This is a genomic window from Burkholderia contaminans, assembly GCF_029633825.1.
Taxonomy (GTDB): Bacteria; Pseudomonadota; Gammaproteobacteria; order Burkholderiales; family Burkholderiaceae; genus Burkholderia; species Burkholderia contaminans.
In genome coordinates, this window is the sequence record NZ_CP090640.1 from 3,184,256 (window position 1) to 3,197,946 (window position 13,691).

Here is a 13,691-nt window from a genome sequence, read left to right on the forward strand (position 1 = left end):
GCTTCGGGCCTGCCGGCCCCCGCCGCGATTTCAGCAGGCAGATCATCCACGACATGACGGAAACCGTAGCACTCAAGATCGTACAGCGCATCGCCACCGAACTGTCCGTCCAGCCGCGCCAGGTCGCGGCGGCAGTGCAACTCCTCGACGAAGGCTCGACCGTTCCGTTCATTGCCCGGTACCGCAAGGAAGTGACCGGCAACCTGGACGACACGCAGTTGCGCCAGCTCGAGGAACGCCTCCTGTATCTGCGCGAGCTTGAAGATCGCCGCGCGGCGATCCTGTCGAGCATCGACGAACAGGGCAAGCTGACCGACGAACTGCGCTCCGCGATCGACGCGGCCGACAGCAAGCAGGTGCTCGAAGACCTTTATCTGCCGTACAAGCCGAAGCGCCGCACGCGTGCGCAGATCGCCCGCGAAGCCGGCCTCGAGCCGCTCGCCCAGGCCCTCCTCGCGAACCCGCTGCTCGACCCGCAGGCCGAGGCAGCCGCGTACGTCGACGCCGAGAAGGGTGTAGCCGACGTGAAGGCCGCGCTCGACGGCGCGCGCGACATCCTGTCCGAACAGTTCGGCGAGACGGCCGAGCTGCTCGGCAAGCTGCGCGACTACCTGCACAACCAGGGCGTCGTGTCGTCGGCCGTCGTCGAGGGCAAGGAAAACGAGGAAGGCGAGAAATTCCGCGACTATTACGACTACGCGGAAACGATCAAGACCGTGCCGTCGCACCGCGCCCTCGCGCTGTTCCGCGGCCGCAACGCGGGCGTGCTGACGGTCAAGCTCGGCCTCGGCGAAGAGCTCGACGCGCAGGTGCCGCATCCCGGCGAGGCGATGATCGCGCGCCATTTCGGCATCGCGAACCAGAACCGCCCGGCCGACAAATGGCTGTCCGACGTATGCCGCTGGTGCTGGCGCGTGAAGGTGCAGCCGCACATCGAGAACGAGCTGCTCACGCAATTGCGCGAAACGGCCGAAACGGAAGCGATCCGCGTGTTTGCGCGCAACCTGAGCGACCTGCTGCTCGCCGCGCCGGCCGGCCCGAAGGCCGTGATCGGTCTCGACCCCGGCCTGCGCACGGGCGTGAAGGTTGCAGTCGTCGACCGCACCGGCAAGGTGCTCGCGACCGACACGATCTACCCGCACGAGCCGCGCCGCGACTGGGATGGCTCGATCGCGAAACTCGCACGCATCGCCGCGCAGACGCAGGCCGAGCTGATCAGCATCGGCAACGGCACCGCGTCGCGTGAAACCGACAAGCTCGCGAGCGAACTGATCGCGAAACACCCGGAGCTGCGCCTGCAGAAGATCGTCGTGTCGGAAGCCGGCGCATCGGTCTATTCGGCATCCGAGCTGGCCGCGAAGGAATTCCCGGAGCTCGACGTGTCGCTGCGCGGCGCCGTCTCGATTGCCCGCCGCCTGCAGGATCCGCTCGCCGAGCTGGTGAAGATCGAACCGAAGGCGATTGGTGTCGGCCAGTACCAGCACGACGTGAACCAGCGCGAACTCGCCCGCTCGCTCGACGCGGTCGTCGAGGACTGCGTGAACGCGGTCGGCGTCGACGCGAACACCGCGTCGGCCCCGCTGCTCGCCCGCGTGTCGGGCCTGAACGCGACGCTCGCGCGCAACATCGTCGACTACCGCGATGCGAACGGCCCGTTCCCGTCGCGCGAGCACCTGCGCAAGGTGCCGCGCCTCGGCGACAAGACCTTCGAACAGGCCGCCGGCTTCCTGCGCATCAATGGCGGCGAGAATCCGCTCGACCGCTCGTCGGTGCACCCGGAAGCGTATCCGGTCGTCGAGCGGATACTCGCGAAGATCAGCAAGCGCATCGACGACGTGCTCGGCAACCGCGAAGCGCTGTCGGGCCTGTCCCCGGCGGAATTTGTTGACGAACGTTTCGGCCTGCCGACCGTACGCGACATCCTGTCCGAGCTGGAGAAGCCGGGCCGCGATCCGCGCCCCGAATTCAAGACCGCGACGTTCCGTGAAGGTGTCGAAAAGGTGTCGGACCTCGTGCCCGGCATGACGCTCGAGGGCGTCGTGACGAACGTCGCCGCGTTCGGCGCGTTCGTGGACATCGGCGTCCACCAGGACGGCCTCGTCCACGTATCCGCGATGTCGACGAAGTTCATCAAGGATCCGCACGAAGTCGTGAAGGCCGGCCAGGTCGTCAAGGTGAAGGTGCTCGACGTCGACGTGAAGCGCCAGCGCATTGCGCTGACGATGCGCCTCGACGACGATGCGGCGGCACCCGGCATGTCGTCGCGCGGCAGCCAGGATCGCGGCAACGCGGGGCGCGGCGCGGCCCGCCCGCAGCAGCGTTCGCGCGAGCCGGAACCGGCAGGCGCGATGGCCGCGGCCTTCGCGAAGCTGAAGCGCTGAGCACCCGCAAGCCCCTGCGCGACAGATAAAAAAGCCCGCCGAAAGGCGGGCTTTTTTACGACTTCGGCAAACGTGGCGCGCGGCCGGACGGCCCGCGCGCCACACCTCGTATCAGATCTCGATCTTCGTCCCGAGTTCGACCACGCGGTTCGCCGGGATCGAGAAGAAGTCGGTCGGCTTCGCGGCGTTCTGGTGCATCCATGCGAACACGCGCTCGCGCCAGATCGACATCCCGGGCAGATGCGTCGGCACGACGGTTTCGCGCGCGAGGAAGAACGACGTATCCATCAGCTCGAACGTCATGTCGTGCGTGCGGCCGAATTCCTCGAGCACGGCCTTCACGTCCGGCGTCTCGTTGAAGCCGTACTCGGCCTTGACGATATACAACCCGCCGCCTGCATCACGCGAGGACTGGCGCTTGTCGTCTCGCACGTAAGGAAAGTCGCGCGTGACGAACGTGAGGAAAATGGTGCGCTCGTGCAGCACCTTGTTGTGCTTCAGGTTGTGCAGCAGGCTGACGGGCACGAGCTTGTCGTTGCCGGTCAGGTAGATCGCGGTACCCGACACGCGATGCGGCGGATGCGCGAGCAGCCCCTGCAGGAACGGCTCGAGCGGGATACCGTCGGCCGCCGTGCGCTCCTTGACGATGTGACGCCCCTTGTACCAGGTCATTAGCAGGAAGAACAGCAGCGCGCCGATGCCGAGCGGCAGCCAGCCGCCCTGAGCGACCTTCAGCAGGTTCGCGCCGAAGAAGCCGAGGTCGACCGCGAGGAACACCGCGATGATCGCGCCGACCAGCAGCCGGTTCCAGTTCCACACCTTCACCATCACGACCGCGGCGAGCACGGTCGTGATCACCATCGTCGCCGTCACCGCGATGCCGTACGCAGCCGCGAGGTTGTCGGAGCTCTTGAAGCCGACGACGATGCAGAGGATCACGAACAGCAGCAGCCAGTTCACGACCGGCACGTAGATCTGGCCGATCGCCAGTTCCGACGTGTGCAGCACCTTCATGCGCGGCACGTAGCCGAGCTGGATGGCCTGCGACGTCAGCGAATACGCGCCCGAGATCACCGCCTGCGACGCGATCACGGTTGCGACCGTCGACAGCACGACGAGCGGCAACAGCCCCCATTCGGGTGCCAGCAGGAAGAACGGGTTCTCGATCGCCTTCGGATTCTGGATCAGCAGCGCGCCCTGGCCGAAGTAGTTCAGCACGAGCGACGGCATCACGAGCCCGTAGGCGGCGATGCGGATCGGCTTCGCGCCGAAGTGGCCCATGTCCGCGTAGAGCGCTTCGGCACCGGTCAGCACCAGCACGACCGAGCCGAGCACGACGTAGGCCTGCAGCAGGTGATCGGCCATGAACGACGCCGCGTAATACGGGTTGATGGCCGCCATGATGCCGGGCACGCGCACGATGTGGTACACGCCGAGCGCCGCGATCACGACGAACCACAGCACCATGATCGGGCCGAACAGCTTGCCGACCAGCGCAGTGCCGTGGCGCTGGATCCAGAACAGCGCGATCAGGATCACGATCGTGATCGGCAGCACGAGATGGGACAGGTGCGGCGTCGCGATTTCGAGACCTTCGACCGCCGACATCACCGAGATCGCCGGCGTGATCACCGCGTCCCCGTAGAACATGCACGCGCCGAAGATCCCGAGCGCCATCAGCGCGCCCGCGACGCGGGTCTTCGAGTCGAGCGGCCGCAGCGACAGCGCCATCAGCGCGAGCACGCCGCCTTCGCCGTTGTTGTCCGCCCGCATCACGAACAGCAGGTACTTGATGCCGACCACCAGGATGATGGCCCAGAACAGCAGCGAGATCACACCGAGAATCGATGCTTCGGTGAGCGGAATGCCGTGTGCGGGGCTGAACGCCTCCTTGAGCGAATACAGCGGGCTGGTGCCGATGTCGCCGAACACGACGCCGATGGCTGCTATCGCTAGCGCCCGCATCGAATGTTGTTGCGTCGAATGCGGCGCGTGTGCTGCGTCGGTCGCGTGGATCGTGTCGTTCATATGAAGCGTAATAATCGGGTCCGGGTCGGACAAAACGAGCGCTATTCTACTCGCGCCCCCGTGAAACGCCGTCCTGCTCTGTTGCCTTGTAGCCACGTGATCCACGCTGCGCATGCAATCCGGCGCGAGCTGTGGCAGGGCTGCCAATCATAGCCGGGGCAGCGGCATCTGCCTACCGGATCCACGGTGCGCGCGGCGCCAGCGCGTACGGCGCCCCAATGAAAAACGGCGCCGCAAGCGGCGCCGTACAAGGCTTTCCTTCGATTGGCCGGCCGCTTATGCGCCCGAGCCCTCGCGCTGTGCGCGGCCGCGCTTGATCCACGCCTCGAGGTTGTGCGGGCGAACCGTGTCCCACTCCTCGAACGGCTGATGAATCCACGGATTCGTCGGCAGAAACTGCGTGTGATAGTCGGGCTTGACCTTCGAGCAACCCTTGTACCAGAGCACGGCCGAGCGCACGGCCGTCACCGACGGGTAGCGCTCCTTCAGGTGCTCCTGCACGCGCGCAAGCGTGACGCCCGAATCGACGAGATCGTCGACCAGCAGCACGTTGCCCGCCAAGTTGCCGCGCGTCATCGTGATGTACTGCGCGATATCGAGGTCGCCCTGCTCCGTGCCGGCCGCTTCGCGGTACGAACTCGTCGCGAGGATCGCGAGCGGCACGTCGTAGATGCGCGACAGTTGATCGCCGACGCGCAGGCCGCCGCGCGCGAGGCACAGGATCTGGTCGAACTTCCAGCCCGATGCATGCACCTGGAGCGCGAGCAACTCGATGAGACGGTGATACTCGTCCCAGCCTACCCACAGGTTCTTGTCGTCGTTGCGCGGATCGGTCATCAAGTCTGCCGCCGTCATCGTGATTTGCTGCGTCATCTGAAAATTACACCTTGAACGGATGGCGGAGCAGGATCGTTTCGTCGCGGTCCGGACCCGTCGACACCATGTCGACCGGCACGCCAGCCACTTCCTGGACACGGGTCAGGTAAGCCTGCGCGTTCGCCGGCAGGGCTTCCCACGTCTTGATGCCGACCGTGCTTTCCTTCCAGCCGGCAAACGTTTCGTATACGGGCTCGCAACGGGCCACGTCAGCGGCACCGCGCGGCAGGATGTCCACATCCTTGCCGTCGATCTTGTAGCCGACGCACAGCTTGACTTCGTCGAGGCCGTCCAGCACGTCGAGCTTCGTCATGCACAGGCCCGACACGCCGTTGATCTGGATCGAGCGGCGCAGCGCGGCTGCGTCGAGCCAGCCCGTGCGGCGCGGACGGCCGGTGACCGAACCGAATTCCTTGCCGACATTCGCGAGCGTGACGCCAACCTGGTCCTGACGCTGCGGATTGTCCGCATCGTACAGTTCGCTCGGGAACGGGCCCGAGCCGACGCGCGTGCAATATGCCTTCGTGATGCCGAGGATGTAGTTGAGCTTCTGCGGACCCACGCCCGCGCCAGCCGACGCCGCACCTGCGACGCAGTTGCTCGACGTGACGAACGGATAGGTGCCGTGGTCGATGTCGAGCAGCGTACCTTGTGCGCCTTCGAACAGCAGGTTCTGGCCCGCATTGTTCGCGTCGTACAGGCGGCGCGACACGTCGGCCACCATCGGCTTCAGGCGGTCGGCATAACCCAGCATCGTGTCGAGCGTGGCCTGGAAATCGACAGCCGCGCCGCCCAGGTACTGGGTCAGCACGAAGTTGTGGAAATCGAGGTTTTCGCGCAGACGGTCGGCGAAGGTCTTCGCATCGAACAGGTCCTGCACACGCAGCGCGCGGCGGCCGACCTTGTCTTCGTACGCGGGGCCGATGCCGCGGCCCGTCGTGCCGATCTTGCCCGCGCCCTTGCGCGCTTCGCGCGCCTGGTCGATCGCGATGTGGTACGGCAGGATCAGCGTCGTGGCTTCGGAAATGAACAGGCGGTCGCGCACGTTCACGCCGGCTTCTTCCAGCTCGCCGATTTCCTTGAACAGTGCTTCGGGGGACAGGACGACGCCGTTGCCGATGTAGCAGGCGACGCCTTCACGCATGATGCCCGACGGAATGAGGCGCAAGATCGTTTTCTTGCCGCCGATGATGAGGGTGTGGCCGGCGTTGTGACCGCCCTGGAAACGCACGACGCCCTGAGCGTGGTCCGTCAGCCAGTCGACGATCTTGCCCTTGCCTTCATCACCCCATTGCGTTCCCACGACGACGACATTGCGCCCGGGAGTCACGTTCACTGCGCTGGCAGACATGTTGATTCGTTAGCTGGTTAAAAACGTATTCTACCTATGTTCGCGGGCGATTCCGAATTTTTCCGTTTCGCTTCAACGATATGCACGCCGAAGCAGGTCCCGCGAACGCCTGTTTATCGGGGTTCGACCACCCACGCGCCGTTGCGCTCGACGAGTGACCGGTCGCACGCGAATTCGTCGAGCACATGATCGTGACCCGGCAGCGCCTGGATCACGACCTCGCCCGAATCGCGCAGCGCCGCGACGGCCGCGCTCAGCGCGTCGTCCTGTGCCCACGGCGCGAGAATCGCGGTGCCGCGCGCCTCGACCGGCGAAATCCGCGCGAGCTCGCGCAGGTCGAGCGAGAAGCCCGTAGCGGGACGGGCACGGCCATACGCCTGACCGACGTGGTCGTACCGGCCGCCCCGCGCGATCGCGTTCGGCACGCCATCGATGTAGGCGCTGAACATCGCGCCGCTGTGATACGCATAGCCACGCAGGTCGCCGAGATCGATCGCCACCTCGGCCCCCTTCGCCTGCGCCGCGAGCTGCGCCAGATCGTCGAGCGCCCGCGTGATTTCGGGCAAGACCGGCAAGCGTGCGCGCGCCTCGGTGAGCACGCTCGCGTCGCCATAGAGATGCGGCAGCGCGCGCAGCGCGGCGCGCGTATCGGCACCGAGATCGTCGGTGAGCTCGTTCAGCAGCGGCACGTCCTTGCCCGACAGCGCGTCGTACAGCGACTCGCCGCGCTCGGCGGCCTGCGCATCACGCGCCAGCAGCGCCGCGAGCACGCCCGCGTGGCCGAGGTCGAGACGGATGCGCGACAGGCCCGCGAGATGCAGCGCGTCGAGCATCAGTTGCTGGATCTCGAGGTCGGCCTCCAGGCCTGCATGCCCGTAGATTTCGGCGCCGATCTGGATCTGCTCGCGCGTCGCGTGCAGGCCGCGCGGACGCGTATGCATCACGTGGCCCGCATAGCAGAGGCGCGTCACGCCCTGGCGGTTCAACAAGTGCGCGTCGATCCGCGCGACCTGCGGCGTGATGTCTGCGCGCAGGCCGAGGGTGCGACCCGACAGCTGATCGACCAGCTTGAAGGTGCGCAGGCGCAGGTCGGCGCCACCGCTCGTCAGCAGCGACTCGAGATACTCGAGCAGCGGCGGCATCACCATTTCGTAGCCATATGAACGAAAGCGGTCGAGCAGCCTGCGGCGCAGTTCTTCGATCTTGCGCGCTTCCGACGGCAGTACGTCGGCGATATTCTCGGGAAGTAACCAGGTCGACATCGGTACGGTCCTACGACGGGAAACAGCGCGCGACACGCGCGCCGCGATGTGAATCGGAAATGCTGAATTCGGGCGGGACGAACGGCGGATGCGCCGTCCGGATCAGGTCCCCGGTCAGGTAGCGAGCAGCAGCAGTATGAGCCCGAGCACCATCACGATCAGCCCGCCGATCCGGATATGATGCGGCGGACGCTCCGCTATTCTACGAAACGTGTCGCGCCAGGCGACGGGAAACACGAAGGGGAACGCCCCCTCGATGATCAGCATCAGCGCTACTGCGAGCAACAACGAGCCAGCCAGGTCCATGCGAGCGACGGCGCCGCTCGACGCGGCGCCCCAAGGTCAGTGTTTGCGGGGAGCAGGCGCCGCCGGTGCGGCACCGCCCGTCGGGCTGCGCATGAAGCGGAAGAACTCGCTGTCGGGATCGACGACGATGATGTCGTTGCGCTTGAACGTGTTCCGGTAAGCCTGCAGGCTCGCGTAGAACTGGTAGAACTGCGGATCGCGGCCGAACGCGTCGGCGGCAATCGTGGCGGCCTTCGCGTCGCCCTCGCCCTTGATCGTCTGCGCGGACTTGTACGCGTTCGCAAGCACGGCCTGCTGTTCGCGTTCCGCGTCCGCCTTGATCTGTTCGACGTCAGCCGCGCCTTGTGCACGCACCTGCGCCGCCTGATCGCGCAGCGCGCCGATCATCCGCTGATAGACGGCATCGGTCTGCGCGGCGGGCAAGTCGACGCGCGTCAGCTGGACGTCGATCACGTCGACGCCGAAACCGGACGCCTTCGCCTTCACTTCGTCACGTGCCGCCTCGGCGATCGCACGCTGGCCGCCGAGCGCGTCGTCGAGCGCGCGCTTGCCGAACGCGTCACCGAGTGCGCTCTTCAGCGCGCCGGCGAGACGATCGCCGGCTGCCGACGGGTCACCGCCCGTCGCCGTGAAATACTTCATCGGATCGCTGATCCGGTACTTCACCGCGTAGGCGACGAGCAAGTCGTGCTTGTCTTCGGTTGCCAGTTGCAGCTGATCCGACGATTCGAGCGATTGCAGGCGCGTGTCGATCAGCGTGGCCGTCTGCAGCGGCGGCGGCAATTTGAAATGGATACCGGGGCCCGCGAGTTCGGGCTGCGCGCCATCACGCCCCGACAGCACGGCCGCATGGCGCGGATCGACGGTAAGGACTGTCGACGATGCCGCGAAGGCAACGATCACGATTGCGACGACGAGCGCAATGATTCGGTTCATGTTCTGCGCTCCCCGTTACTTCAGATCGTCTTCGCGCGACCGGCTGCGAAAGGCCTCGCGCGACCGCAGCACGTCGGTGCCCGACGCCGCGCTCGCTGGTGCCGCTGCAGCCGGCGCGACCGCCGCCGGTGCCGACGCCGCATCGGGCGCGGATGCGCCCGTGGACGCCGAGGCGTTTTGTCGCCCCTGCTCGACGAGCTTGTCGAGCGGCAGATAGACGACGCTGTTGCCGCCCTTGTTGCCGACGAATACCTTCGTCGAATTCGAATAGATTTCCTGCATCGTCTCGAGATACATCCGCTCGCGGATCACCGCGGGCGCCTTCGAGTACTGCGCATAGACCTGCTTGAAGCGGTCGGCATCGCCTTCGGCTTGCGTGACCACGCGATCGGCATACGCCTTCGCTTCGTCGACGAGCTTCGCCGCATCGCCCTGCGCCTTCGGCAGCAGGTCGTTTGCATACGTCTGCGCGGCGCGCTTCGCGGCCTCGCGCTCGTCGCGCGCCTTCGCGACTTCACCGTACGCGGCCTGCGTCTGCTCGGGCGCTGCAACGCTCTGCATCGTGACGGCCGTCACCTCGAGCCCCGACTGGTAGCGATCGAGGTCGCGCTGGATCGCGGCGGAGAGCTGCTCGCGCAGTGCGTCGCGGTCCTGGTTCAGCACGTCGGCGGCGCTACGCGTGCCGACGATCGCACGTACCGCAGCCTGGGCGGCCTGCGAGACGCTGCGCTCGGGGTCGACACTGCGGAACAGGTAATCGGTCGCGGAACGGATGCGGTACTGGACGATGAAGCGCACGTCGACGATATCGGCGTCGCGCGTCAGCATCGCCGCTTCCTTCACGTTCGCGAGACGCACGACGTTGTTGCGGCCGATTTCGATCGAGCGGACCTGCGACGTATCGACGATCTCGTGCGACGCGAACGGATACGGCGCGCGCCAGTGCACGCCCTGGCCGACCGTGCCCGACAGCTTGCCGAGCTGCAGCACGACGCCCGTCTGCCCTTCCTGCACGACGAACAGCCCGCTGCCCGCGTAGACCGCGACCAGCACGCCGATCACGATGCCCACGCCGACGCGCGCGGCACGCCCGTTGTCAGGACGGAAGCCGTTGCCGCCCTTGCCGCCGAACAGGCCGTTCAGGCGCCGGTTGAAGTTGCGCCACATCTCGTCGAGATCGGGCGGACCATCGCCGTCGCCGCCTTGCGGCCGCTTCGATTCGTTCGGGCGGGGACGGGATCCGTCTTTGCCATTGCCTTCGCCGCGTCCCCAGCGGGGATCGTTGATCGACAGCAAGGCGCGCATCCGCCGCCAGGTACTCCGCTCGTTGTATTCGTTCACCAGAGTTTGTTCACCAGATTAGACGCCGGCGAACCGGCCGGGACCGGTTAGCGCCCGTGTTCGGAAATCGTGTGGTCTTCGTGTGGTTCAGCGGGCGCGCCGTCGAGCGCGCCGTTGGGTAACGTCGCGCTGGAAAGGTGTTCCGCGGAGGCGATTTCGGCGATGGCGGCACGCAACGTATCAAGACCCTGACCGGTGCGCGCGCTCAAAAAGACGCGCGAAATATTACCATACTCGTCCCGCTCGACCGCGTCGCCGCGGGCCGCCAGCTCAGGCACGGCGTCGATCTTGTTGAACACCAGCACCTGACGGATCGTGTCCGCGCCGATCTCGTGCAGCACGCCGTTGACCTGCTCGATCTGTTCAAGCCTGACCGCGCTCGACGCATCGACCACGTGCAGCAGCAGATCCGCGTGGATCGTTTCCTCGAGGGTCGCGCGGAATGCGGCGACCAGCTGGTGAGGCAACTCGCGGATGAACCCGACCGTATCCGACACGACGATCTGGCCGACCTCGTCGCCGAGGTACACGCGCCGCGACGTCGTATCGAGCGTGGCGAACAGCTGGTCGGCCGCATAGGCCTGCGCCTTCGTCAGCGCGTTGAACAGCGTCGACTTGCCCGCGTTCGTATAGCCGACGAGCGACACCGACATCGTGCCGCTGCGCGCGCGCTGGCGGCGTTGCGTGCTGTGTTGCCGGCGCAACCGGTCGAGCCGCGACTTCAGCATCTTGATGCGTTCGCCGATCAGCCGGCGGTCGGTTTCGAGCTGGGTTTCACCGGGGCCGCGCAGGCCGATACCACCCTTCTGCCGCTCAAGGTGGGTCCACGCGCGAATGAGCCGCGTCGACAGGTACTGAAGCTGCGCGAGCTCGACCTGCAGCTTGCCTTCGTGGCTGCGGGCACGCTGTGCAAAGATGTCGAGGATGAGACTGGTGCGATCGACCACGCGCCTGTTAAGTGCCTGCTCCAGATTACGTTGCTGGGCGGGCGCCAACGCGTGGTTGAAGATGACGATTTCGACGTTGTGCGCGTCGCAGGCGAGCCGGAGTTCTTCGGCTTTGCCGCTGCCGATGAACATCTTGGCATCGGGACTGGAGCGACGACCCGTGAGGGTGACTGCGGGACGGGCCCCCGCGCTGGAGGCGAGAAGACTGAGTTCTTCGAGACTGGCTTCGAAATCGGTCTTGCCGAAATCGATGCCGACGAGCGCTGCGTTGATCAAATTTTCAGGTGTCAAGATAAGGCGGCTGGCATCGGTCGCTCGCGGCGACCGGATGCCGGCCGCTGCGATAGGTTAGGACGAGGCTTCCGCGTCCGGGTGGAAATTCACCGGGCGCGCCGGCACGACCGTCGAGATGGCGTGCTTGTACACCATCTGGGTCACCGTATTACGGAGCAACACGACGTACTGGTCGAACGATTCAATGTTCCCTTGAAGCTTGATGCCATTGACGAGGTAGATCGAAACGGGAACGTGCTCTTTGCGCAGTGCGTTCAAAAACGGGTCTTGTAACAATTGCCCTTTGTTGCTCATGGCGTACTCCATCTTTTTTTGCAGGTTGATCTGGACTGGCGGCGAAGAAAAAGAGATCCGGCGCCAATCGCTACACTATAGCCGATTTTAACTGGCCCGCCCGGGGCGTAGGCCTTGCGGCCAACCCCTTGCGTGACGCGTGTAACAGACGTCTTCAGCTCTTGTCCGCGTACGGGTTGTTCGACGAACGGAACTCTATGCGCAATGGAGTCCCTGTCAGTGAGAAAGTTTCGCGGAACCGGTTTTCCAGGTAACGCTTGTACGTTTCCGTCACGGCGTCGAGCGCGTTACCGTGGATGACGATGATCGGCGGATTCTGGCCGCCCTGGTGCGCGTAGCGCAGCTTCGGACGCACCGGGCCGCGACGGCGCGGCTGCTGGAACTCGACCGCCTCGATCAGCGCGCGCGTGAGCTTCGGCGTCGGCAGCTTCGCCATCGCCGCCGCGTACGCGTCGTCGACCGAGCGCATCAGCGTACCGATGCCGGTCTTCTTCGTGGCCGAAATGAAATGCGATTTCGCGAAGTCGAGGAATTTCAGCTTGCGGGTCAAATCCGCTTTCGCGCGATCGCGCGCATGCTCGTCAAGGCCGTCCCACTTGTTGACGCCGATCACGAGCGCGCGGCCCTGCTCGACGACGAAGCCGGCGATGTGCGCGTCCTGGTCGGAAATGTCCTGCTGCGCATCCAGCAGAAGAATGACGACGTTCGCGTCGGAGATCGACTGCAGCGTCTTCACGACCGAAAATTTCTCGATCGCTTCGAATACCTTGCCGCGGCGGCGCAGGCCGGCCGTGTCGATCAGCGTGTATTTCTTGCCGTTACGCTCGAAGTCGACATAGATCGAATCGCGCGTCGTACCCGGCATGTCGAACGCGATCACGCGATCCTCGCCGATCAGCGCGTTCACGAGCGTCGACTTGCCGACGTTCGGACGGCCGACGATCGCGATCTTGATGCCGCGCGAAGGATCGTTCTCGTCCTCTTCCTCCGGACGGTCCGCATACGCGACGTCTAGCGCCTCGTTGATCATGTCGGTGACGCCGTCACCGTGCGCAGCCGAAATCGCACGCGGATCGCCGAGCCCGAGCTCGTAGAAGTCCGTCGCGACCGCCGTGTACTTCATCCCCTCGGCCTTGTTGACGACGAGGAAGATCGGCCGGCCGGTCTTGCGCAGGTAGTCGGCGATCGACTTGTCCTGCGGCGCGAGCCCGTTACGGCCGTCGACGATGAACACGACGACGTCGGCTTCCTCGACGGCCTGCCGCGTCTGGCGTGCCATCTCGTGCAGGATGCCGTCCTTCGCGACGGGCTCGAAGCCGCCGGTATCGACGACCAGGTACGGCCGCTCGCCGACGCGCCCTTCGCCGTAATGGCGATCGCGCGTCAGGCCCGGCAAGTCGGCGACCAGCGCATCGCGCGAGCGCGTGAGCCGGTTGAACAGCGTGGATTTCCCCACATTGGGGCGCCCAACGAGGGCAATGACCGGTTTCATCTGTGTTTTCTACGGTGAAGCGCAGCAGCGGGAGGCCCGCTGCTGCGGGCGGCTGCGCTGAATGAAAATATCACGAATTCGCGCCGCGCCGGATGCGCGCGCCTGGCGCGCGTTGCGCGCCGTCGTCTTTCGTCTCGAACTGCCTTTCAAATACCGAGCGGCCGGGAGCACCGGCCGCCTTCA

General features: G+C 65.6%; 11 protein-coding genes. 1 reads left to right on the forward strand and 10 read right to left on the reverse strand.

Annotated elements, in window-relative coordinates; translation table 11 throughout:
- Positions 1 to 53 precede the first annotated feature (53 nt).
- On the forward strand, positions 54 to 2,381 hold the full coding sequence (locus LXE91_RS14835; protein ID WP_039360229.1) for a Tex family protein: 2,328 nt from the start codon (positions 54 to 56) through the stop codon (positions 2,379 to 2,381).
- Positions 2,382 to 2,492: 111 nt separating this feature from the next.
- On the opposite strand, the gene LXE91_RS14840 is transcribed toward LXE91_RS14835, so the two are convergent.
- From LXE91_RS14840 to der, 10 genes are all read right to left on the reverse strand, one after another.
- On the reverse strand, positions 2,493 to 4,409 hold the full coding sequence (locus LXE91_RS14840; RefSeq protein WP_039360232.1) for a potassium transporter Kup: 1,917 nt from the start codon (positions 4,407 to 4,409) through the stop codon (positions 2,493 to 2,495).
- A gap of 276 nt (positions 4,410 to 4,685) precedes the next feature.
- Positions 4,686 to 5,282: a phosphoribosyltransferase gene (locus LXE91_RS14845; protein ID WP_039360235.1), complete on the reverse strand. Its 597-nt coding sequence runs from the start codon at positions 5,280 to 5,282 to the stop codon at positions 4,686 to 4,688.
- A gap of 7 nt (positions 5,283 to 5,289) precedes the next feature.
- Positions 5,290 to 6,636 (reverse strand): adenylosuccinate synthase, encoded by a 1,347-nt coding sequence (locus LXE91_RS14850; RefSeq protein ID WP_039360238.1) that lies wholly within the window; start codon positions 6,634 to 6,636, stop codon positions 5,290 to 5,292.
- Between the two features lie 113 nt (positions 6,637 to 6,749).
- On the reverse strand, positions 6,750 to 7,898 hold the full coding sequence (locus LXE91_RS14855) for an ATP phosphoribosyltransferase regulatory subunit (protein WP_039360240.1): 1,149 nt from the start codon (positions 7,896 to 7,898) through the stop codon (positions 6,750 to 6,752).
- A gap of 114 nt (positions 7,899 to 8,012) precedes the next feature.
- Positions 8,013 to 8,204: a DUF2065 domain-containing protein gene (locus tag LXE91_RS14860; RefSeq protein WP_011352254.1), complete on the reverse strand. Its 192-nt coding sequence runs from the start codon at positions 8,202 to 8,204 to the stop codon at positions 8,013 to 8,015.
- A gap of 36 nt (positions 8,205 to 8,240) precedes the next feature.
- Positions 8,241 to 9,140 (reverse strand): protease modulator HflC, encoded by a 900-nt coding sequence (gene hflC / locus LXE91_RS14865; RefSeq protein WP_039360242.1) that lies wholly within the window; start codon positions 9,138 to 9,140, stop codon positions 8,241 to 8,243.
- 15 nt (positions 9,141 to 9,155) lie between these two features.
- The gene (hflK, locus tag LXE91_RS14870) at positions 9,156 to 10,481 is read right to left on the reverse strand and encodes an FtsH protease activity modulator HflK (protein ID WP_039360245.1); all 1,326 of its coding nucleotides are present in this window, start codon (positions 10,479 to 10,481) and stop codon (positions 9,156 to 9,158) included.
- Positions 10,482 to 10,528: 47 nt separating this feature from the next.
- Positions 10,529 to 11,704 carry a GTPase HflX gene (gene hflX / locus LXE91_RS14875; RefSeq protein WP_171026909.1) on the reverse strand — a complete coding sequence of 392 codons (1,176 nt, stop codon included), beginning with the start codon at positions 11,702 to 11,704 and terminating at the stop codon, positions 10,529 to 10,531.
- 72 nt (positions 11,705 to 11,776) lie between these two features.
- The gene (gene hfq, locus LXE91_RS14880; protein ID WP_006399927.1) at positions 11,777 to 12,016 is read right to left on the reverse strand and encodes an RNA chaperone Hfq; all 240 of its coding nucleotides are present in this window, start codon (positions 12,014 to 12,016) and stop codon (positions 11,777 to 11,779) included.
- Between the two features lie 154 nt (positions 12,017 to 12,170).
- Complete coding sequence (der, locus tag LXE91_RS14885) at positions 12,171 to 13,508, reverse strand: ribosome biogenesis GTPase Der (protein WP_046197066.1); 1,338 nt, start codon at positions 13,506 to 13,508, stop codon at positions 12,171 to 12,173.
- Positions 13,509 to 13,691: the final 183 nt, after the last annotated feature.

Bases quoted from the DNA above. Each gene is read 5' to 3' on its own strand.
- LXE91_RS14850 (WP_039360238.1), bottom strand. From the start codon at position 6,636: ATGTCTGCCAGCGCAGTGAACGTGACTCCCGGGCGCAATGTCGTCGTC.
- LXE91_RS14845 (WP_039360235.1), bottom strand. From the start codon at position 5,282: ATGACGCAGCAAATCACGATGACGGCGGCAGACTTGATGACCGATCCG.
- der (WP_046197066.1), bottom strand. From the start codon at position 13,508: ATGAAACCGGTCATTGCCCTCGTTGGGCGCCCCAATGTGGGGAAATCC.
- hflC (WP_039360242.1), bottom strand. From the start codon at position 9,140: ATGAACCGAATCATTGCGCTCGTCGTCGCAATCGTGATCGTTGCCTTC.
- LXE91_RS14855 (WP_039360240.1), bottom strand. From the start codon at position 7,898: ATGTCGACCTGGTTACTTCCCGAGAATATCGCCGACGTACTGCCGTCG.
- hfq (WP_006399927.1), bottom strand. From the start codon at position 12,016: ATGAGCAACAAAGGGCAATTGTTACAAGACCCGTTTTTGAACGCACTG.
- LXE91_RS14835 (WP_039360229.1), top strand. From the start codon at position 54: ATGACGGAAACCGTAGCACTCAAGATCGTACAGCGCATCGCCACCGAA.
- LXE91_RS14860 (WP_011352254.1), bottom strand. From the start codon at position 8,204: ATGGACCTGGCTGGCTCGTTGTTGCTCGCAGTAGCGCTGATGCTGATC.
- LXE91_RS14840 (WP_039360232.1), bottom strand. From the start codon at position 4,409: ATGAACGACACGATCCACGCGACCGACGCAGCACACGCGCCGCATTCG.